A 7,092-nucleotide genomic window follows, 5' to 3' on the forward strand; every position below is an offset into this window, starting at 1 on the left:
TATTAGCCCTGAGTGATCAGGGCGTCGACAGGTTCAATAGTATCGTTACGGACCACCGCACCGAACTGCTGCATCATTTGCTGGATGAACGGATCACCGTGGATCGATTCCTCCGCCTCGCGCTGACGGTTGGCGCGGCGGCGCGAAGCCGCTTGTGCCGGGGTTTCCTGCTCGGGCTTGATCAGCTCGATGCTCAGGGTCAGCGTGCGCTGGTGATACTGGTTCAGCGCATCGTTGAGGCGACGCTGTTGCGTGGCGTTGAACAAGGCACTGTGGGCCGGGTCCAGGTGCATCAGCCAATTGTCGCCATCGACCGCGATCAGCGTGCAGTTGGCGGCGATACTGCCGGTCATGCCGGAGATCGGCAATTTCGGGAACAGCTCCAGCCATTGCAGGGCCAGACCGGTGGCCGGCATCGCGGCGGGCTCAGGCTCGGGCTCCGGAGCCGGGTCGGCGGCATGCTCGCTGGCCAGCTCGTCGAGGTAACTGTAGGCCGAATCCATGTCCGGCTCGATGTAATCCTCGTCCAGCGGCGGCTCGTCATCCAGGTCCATGCCCGGCGTCGCGGCATCGACGTCGACCACCGAAGGTTCCGGGATCGGCGCGGCGGCCCACTCCGGGGCGTCCGGCACCACGCTGTCCGGCGTCGGCAACGGCATTGGCGGTAATTCGGGTTGTTCGCTGGCGGTTTCCAGCACCGGCTCTGCCGCCGGTTGCTGGACGGGCGCTGGCTCGACCGGGTCATTCCACGGCAGGTCGACAACCTCTTCGACCACGACCGCTTCAACCACAGGCACAGGCGCAGGTTCTGGCACAACGACCGGCGCAACCGGTTCCGGTGCAGGCGCTGGAGCTGCCACTGGCGCAGCCGCTATCGGTGCAACGGCCGCAGCGACTACCGGCGCAACAACCGGCGCGGCAGCCACTGAGTTTGCGGAATCAACTGTGGCCTGGCTGATCCCCACTGGCTTTAGCGGTTGCCTCGGGGCATCCGCGGTGTCTGCGGGCCGGAACGCCAGCATCCGCAGCAACACCATTTCAAAACCGCCCCGGGGATCCGGCGCCAGCGGCAGGTCGCGGCGCCCGATCAGGCCCATCTGGTAGTAGAACTGCACGTCTTCGGCCGGCAACGCCTGGGCCAGTGCCAACACGCGATCACGGTCGCCGTGACCGTTGTCGACACCTTCCGGCAAGGCCTGGGCGATGGCGACGCGGTGCAGCACATTGAGAATTTCCGAAAGCACGCCGCTCCAGTCCGGGCCTTGCTCGGCCAGGTGGCGGACGGCTTCGAGCAACGCCTTGGCATCGCCTTCGATCAGGGCATGCAGGACGTCGTAGACCTGCCCGTGATCGAGGGTCCCGAGCATCGCCCGCACGTCGGCGGCCATGACCTTGCCTTCACCGAAGGCAATCGCCTGGTCGGTCAGGCTCATGGCATCACGCATCGACCCGTCGGCGGCACGGCCCAGCAGCCACAGCGCATCGTCTTCGAACGGCACGTTCTCGACACCCAGGACGTGGGTCAGGTGCTCGACAACGCGTTCCGGCGTCATGTTCTTCAGGGAGAACTGCAGGCACCGCGACAGAATCGTTGCAGGAAGTTTCTGCGGGTCAGTGGTCGCCAGGATGAACTTGACGTACGGTGGCGGCTCTTCGAGGGTTTTGAGCAGTGCGTTGAAGGAATGGCTGGAGAGCATGTGCACTTCGTCGATCAGGTAGACCTTGAAGCGCCCGCGGCTCGGGGCGTACTGCACGTTGTCGAGCAATTCGCGGGTATCTTCGACCTTGGTGCGGCTCGCGGCGTCGATCTCGATCAGGTCGACAAAGCGGCCTTCGTCGATTTCGCGACACACCGAACACTCGCCACAGGGGGTCGAAGTGATACCTGTCTCGCAGTTAAGGCATTTGGCAATAATTCGCGCGATGGTGGTCTTGCCGACCCCACGGGTACCGGTAAAGAGGTAGGCGTGGTGCAGCCGCTGGCTGTCCAAGGCATTGATCAGAGCCTTGAGCACATGGGTCTGGCCGACCATTTCGCGGAACGAGCGCGGACGCCATTTACGTGCAAGAACCTGATAACTCATCGAAAACCGTCGCAGCGAAGGAAGCAGAAGCGGCTAATGCTAGCGGAGCAAGGGACAAATTGCATCCGGTGCGCTCGTGTATTGTGGCTAAGCTGCACATCGGAGGCTTTTAACGGAGTGTTTATGCGGCTGGCCTTGGGGGCATTGCTGTTGATCAGCCTGGACGGCGTGGCTGCGCAAGCACCGCTGCGCTTCGTGATATCCGACAGCTGGACCATGCCCATGGTGCAGCTTGAACGGGGCAAACCGACCCAGGGCATCCTGCATGACGTGATGCTCAGCCTCGCGACCCAGGTCGGCGTGCCGGCCGAATTCCATGTATTGCCCCGCGGGCGGGTGGAAAACGCCATGGAGCAAGGCGAGGTCGATGTCCGCTGTTATGCCGCGCAATCGTGGCTGCCCGATCGGCCTGACGATTATCTCTGGAGCATCCCGCTCTTCATTCAACCTGACGTGTTGATCACCCGGCATGCGCCGCCCGGCGCAGTCAACCCCGCCGACTTACCGCAACAGCCCATTGGCACCGTGCTCGGTTACAGCTACCCGACCCTGCAACCGCTGTTCGACACCGGCCAACTGCAGCGCGACGACGCACGCAATCAGGAACAAGTGCTGGAAAAGCTCCTGGCCGGCCGCAATCGCTATGCCGTCAGCAATCAATGGAGCCTGGACTGGTTCAATCACCGCCTGCTGCCGGAGCAGCAACTGCAAGGCGTGGCAGTGCTGCAGGAAAACCAAATCGGTTGCTACGTCCGCAACGACCCGAAGATCCCGGTGCAGAGCATCCTGCGCACCCTGGCGCGGATGAAGATGTCCGGGGAGATCGATGAGGTTGTTCGGCTGTATATCGGTGGCGAGCCTGCGGCTGTGGATAAACCGCAAACGGCAAAAAACCGCCCTGGACAAGATCCTGGCAGCTAGCGAAAGTCTTAATTCAGAAAGATAACGCGAGAAAACACTCGCGTGGCGTTAAGGTGGTAACCCTACCAGCCACACCCCGGCACACAATGTCACCGCTGCGGCTGCTCCCTTCCAGGCCTGACCGGGTTCACGGCTGATCGTTGCGGGGGGACCGATAGGGTCACCATAACGACGCTCACCTGTCGGCGAGCCGCGCCATTGTACCTATCTGAGGCGAAGTTACAACCGTTGGTTTCGGATTAAAAACATGAGGAGCTTCAAGCACTTGCTATTGCGCCTCAAGCACCTCGTCCGCCCTGCCGCCCTCCTGCTGAATCACCAGGTGAATAAAGTGCAGCTTGGCAATGACGGATGGCGGCAGGACGAACGGATAGAAATCCGGCTGCCCCATGCTGCGTGACAATTCGTTGAGCATGCCCGCCAGTTCGATCCAGGCATTGACGAACGACAGGAACGCCGCGCCGCCGGGATGCTGCGGATCGTAAAGGGTTTGAGGCGGAAACGGCTGATAGTCGAAGTCCATTTCCCGGGCACTCATGCCAAACCCCAGCGCGGTGTCCACCGCATCCATCATGTGCAGGTAATGCGCCCAGGTTTCCGCCCAGTCTTCCCACGGGTGCATGGTGGCGTAGGCGCTGACGCAGTGCTGCTGCCAGTCGAGCGGTGCTCCCTGCTGATAATGCCGCTCGAGGGCTTCGGCATAGCTGGCGCGCTCATCGCCGAACAATCCGCGAAAAGGCTCAAGCCACTGGCCATGGGCGATCAATCGATCCCAGTAGTAGTGCCCGACTTCGTGACGAAAATGCCCGAGCAGCGTGCGATAGGGTTCGTGCATTTGCACCCGCACCTGCTCGCGGTGCGCATCGTCGGCTTCCTTGATATCGAGGGTGACCAGGCCATTGGCGTGCCCGGTAGTGGGCGGTTTGCCTTCGAGGTCCACGCCGATGAAATCGAAGGCAAGGCCCGTGTCTTCATCGACGGTTTTGGGAATCACCTGTAACCCCAGGCTGAGCAGTTGCGCCACCAGACGCCGCTTGGCGGTTTCCACCTTGCGCCAGCGCTCGTGGTTTTCTGTGATCGACAGGTCAGGAATCGTGCGATTCAAGCTACAAGCCATGCACAAGGTTTCGTGATGATTGGCTGGGAGCAGCCAATTACACGCCGCAGGTGAATCGAGATTGGCGCAGCGGCGGACCGCACCAGCCTCAGGATCGGCGTCGAGCAACCAGGTGTCGGGGTATTCAGCCGGTTGCAGCGAAGATAAACAGCTTTGCTCCGGCTGATAACCCAACGCCGCCGAACAGGCCAGGCACTGACTGTTGCGAAAAAACAGCGACTGCCCGCAACGACACGGCCAGACCTTGCTGTTGCGCGAACTTTCGCCCATGAACGGCGCGGCGATGCGCGAGCTGAGCTGTTCGAAGAAACGGTACATGGCGATCTCTCCCTGGGCTTGCCAAGACTAGATCATTCCCGAGAGGTGATCGTTCCCGCTTTCTGCGGGGCTGCTGAAATCGCCTTCGCGAGCAAGCCCGCTCCCACAGAGGAATGCGGTCTAATGTGGGAGCGGGCTTGCTCGCGAAGGCTTCACACCGAAATATCGTGCTTGCGCAGAAACTCGACAAACGCCTCTTCACCCAGCACCTTCAACCCCAGCTCATTGGCCTTGGTCAACTTCGAACCGGCACCCGGTCCAGCCACCACACAATGAGTCTTGGCCGATACGGAGCCCGCTACCTTGGCACCGAGGCTTTCGAGTTTGTCCTTGGCCACATCGCGACTCATCAGCTCCAGCGAGCCGGTCAGCACCCAGGTCTGCCCGGCCAGCGGCAAGCCTTCGACGACCTTCTTCTCGCTCTGCCAATGCATGCCGAAATCGGCCAGTTGTTTTTCGGCCGCTTCGGCCAATTGGCGATTGGCCTCGACCGCAAAGAACTCACGCACGGAATTGGCCTGTTTCTCCGGCAGCGCCTGGCGCATGTCCAGCCAGTCCGCGCCGATCACCGCCTGCAGCGAGCCGAATTTGTCCGCCAGTTTCTGCGCGCCCCCTGGACCGACCAATGGAATATGCAGCTTGTCGAGGAAACCACCCAGCGTGGTGCTCGCCGAAAACTCGGCGCCCAATTCGCCCTGATCCTGAATCTGCAAACCATGCTTGAGCAAATCAGCGATCACCTGCCGGTTATGCGCATCCTCGAAGAAGCTGTGGATCTCATGCGCGACTTCCAGGCCAACATCCGGCAAGTACGTCAGCACCTGCGGCAAGGCCTGCTGCACCCGCTCCAGCGAACCCAGGGAGCGTGCCAGCACCTTGGCTGTCTCCTCGCCGACATCAGGAATCCCGAGGGCGTAGATGAATCGCGCCAGGCCAGGTTTCTTGCTGTCTTCTATGGCACTGAGCAGCTTGTTGCTCGATACCTCGGCAAAACCTTCAAGATCGACAATGTCTTCGAACTTGAGCGCGTAGAGATCGGCCGGCGAACTTACCAGGCCCTCATCCACCAATTGCTCGACACTCTTGTCGCCCAAACCTTCGATGTCCATCGCACGTCGCGACACGAAGTGAATGATCGCCTGCTTCAATTGTGCACCGCAGGCAAGACGCCCGACGCAGCGATACACCGCGCCTTCGCTGACCGTCTCGCGGCCTTTGCTGCGCTTGATCAGTTGCGTGCGCTCGACATGGGAACCGCACACCGGACATTGCTCGGGAATCTGTACTGGTCGGGCGTTTTCCGGACGACGCTCCATGACCACTTGCACCACTTGCGGAATCACGTCACCGGCACGGCGGATGATCACCGTGTCGCCGATCATCAGGCCCAGGCGCGCGACTTCGTCCATGTTGTGCAAGGTGGCGTTGGCCACCGTGACGCCCGCGACCTTGACCGGTTTCAGACGCGCCACCGGCGTCACCGCCCCGGTGCGGCCGACCTGGAATTCCACATCGAGCAGCTCGGTGAGTTCTTCCATCGCCGGGAATTTGTGGGCGATGGCCCAGCGCGGTTCGCGGGCGCGGAAACCCAGTTCGCGCTGGGAGGCAATGCTGTTGACCTTGAACACCACGCCGTCGATTTCATACGGCAGCGCGCTACGACGCTCACCGATGTCACGGTAGTAATCCAGGCACTCGGCGATGCCGTGCGCCAGTTTCAACTCATGACTGATCGGCATGCCCCAGGCCTGGAGTTGCTGCAAATTACCGATGTGCGTATCGGCGATGTCCGCCGACACCTGGCCGATGCCGTAGCAGCAGAACTCCAGCGGGCGATTGGCGGTGATCTTCGAGTCCAGCTGGCGCAAACTGCCCGCCGCCGCGTTGCGCGGGTTGGCGAAGGTCTTGCCGCCGACTTCCAGTTGCGTGGCGTTGAGCCGCTCGAAACCGGCCTTGGACATGAACACTTCGCCGCGCACTTCCAGGGTCGCAGGCCAGCCGGTGCCGTGCAACTTGAGCGGAATGTTGCGTACGGTGCGCACGTTGACGCTGATGTCTTCGCCGGTGGTGCCATCGCCGCGGGTCGCGCCGCGCACCAGCACGCCATCCTGATACAGCAGGCTGACGGCCAGCCCATCAAGCTTGGGCTCACAGCTATATTCAACGGTTGCGCCGCCACCGAACAGGTCGCCCGCCGGCAGGTCCAGGCCTTCGGTCACCCGGCGGTCGAACTCACGCATGTCGGTTTCTTCGAAGGCGTTGCCGAGACTGAGCATCGGCACTTCGTGACGCACCTGGGTAAACGCCGACAGCGCCGCGCTGCCCACTCGCTGGGTTGGCGAGTCACTGGTGATCAGTTCGGGATTGGCCGCTTCCAGAGCCTTGAGCTCGCTGAACAAGCGGTCGTACTCGGCGTCCGGAATGCTCGGTTCGTCGAGCACGTGGTAACGATAGTTGTGCTGATCCAGCTCAGCGCGCAGCTCTAAAATACGGTTCTTGGCGGCGGTCATGGGTGTTCTCTCATAATCGAGTAGGAGGCGGATTTACATCCGCCGTCCTCTCACACCACCGTACGTACGGTTCCGTATACGGCGGTTCAGGTTAAGCGGTTAAGCCGGGTTATCGTGTCCAGTATTGAGACCAGCCCGAGTT

General features: G+C 61.6%; 4 protein-coding genes and 1 other RNA gene. 1 reads left to right on the forward strand and 4 read right to left on the reverse strand.

All coding sequences use genetic code 11. The annotated features are described in order from the left end of the window. Positions 1-2: 2 nt before the first annotated feature. Complete coding sequence (gene dnaX, locus KGA98_RS16260) at positions 3-2,084, reverse strand: DNA polymerase III subunit gamma/tau (RefSeq protein WP_223502790.1); 2,082 nt, start codon at positions 2,082-2,084, stop codon at positions 3-5. A 123-nt stretch (positions 2,085-2,207) separates the two neighbouring features. Between dnaX and KGA98_RS16265 the strand changes: the two genes are divergently transcribed. After that, on the forward strand, positions 2,208-3,005 hold the full coding sequence (locus KGA98_RS16265) for a substrate-binding periplasmic protein (RefSeq protein WP_223502791.1): 798 nt from the start codon (positions 2,208-2,210) through the stop codon (positions 3,003-3,005). A gap of 60 nt (positions 3,006-3,065) precedes the next feature. Here the strand turns inward: KGA98_RS16265 and ffs are convergent. From ffs to ligA, 3 genes are all read right to left on the reverse strand, one after another. Beyond that, an RNA gene (ffs, locus tag KGA98_RS16270) (signal recognition particle sRNA small type) lies at positions 3,066-3,162 on the reverse strand. 111 nt (positions 3,163-3,273) lie between these two features. Then, positions 3,274-4,440, reverse strand: a complete 1,167-nt coding sequence (locus KGA98_RS16275) for a putative zinc-binding metallopeptidase (RefSeq protein ID WP_223502792.1) — start codon at positions 4,438-4,440, stop codon at positions 3,274-3,276. Positions 4,441-4,592: 152 nt separating this feature from the next. Next, complete coding sequence (gene ligA / locus KGA98_RS16280; RefSeq protein WP_223502793.1) at positions 4,593-6,950, reverse strand: NAD-dependent DNA ligase LigA; 2,358 nt, start codon at positions 6,948-6,950, stop codon at positions 4,593-4,595. Between the last annotated feature and the right edge of the window lie 142 nt (positions 6,951-7,092).

It is taken from the genome of Pseudomonas sp. BF-R-24, assembly GCF_019947335.1.
GTDB lineage: Bacteria > Pseudomonadota > Gammaproteobacteria > Pseudomonadales > Pseudomonadaceae > Aquipseudomonas > Aquipseudomonas jessenii.

What these genes read in the sequence shown, in the direction of transcription:
- KGA98_RS16275 (WP_223502792.1), bottom strand. Translation starts at nt 4,440, where the DNA reads ATGTACCGTTTCTTCGAACAGCTCAGCTCGCGCATCGCCGCGCCGTTC.
- KGA98_RS16265 (WP_223502791.1), top strand. Translation starts at nt 2,208, where the DNA reads ATGCGGCTGGCCTTGGGGGCATTGCTGTTGATCAGCCTGGACGGCGTG.
- ligA (WP_223502793.1), bottom strand. Translation starts at nt 6,950, where the DNA reads ATGACCGCCGCCAAGAACCGTATTTTAGAGCTGCGCGCTGAGCTGGAT.
- dnaX (WP_223502790.1), bottom strand. Translation starts at nt 2,084, where the DNA reads ATGAGTTATCAGGTTCTTGCACGTAAATGGCGTCCGCGCTCGTTCCGC.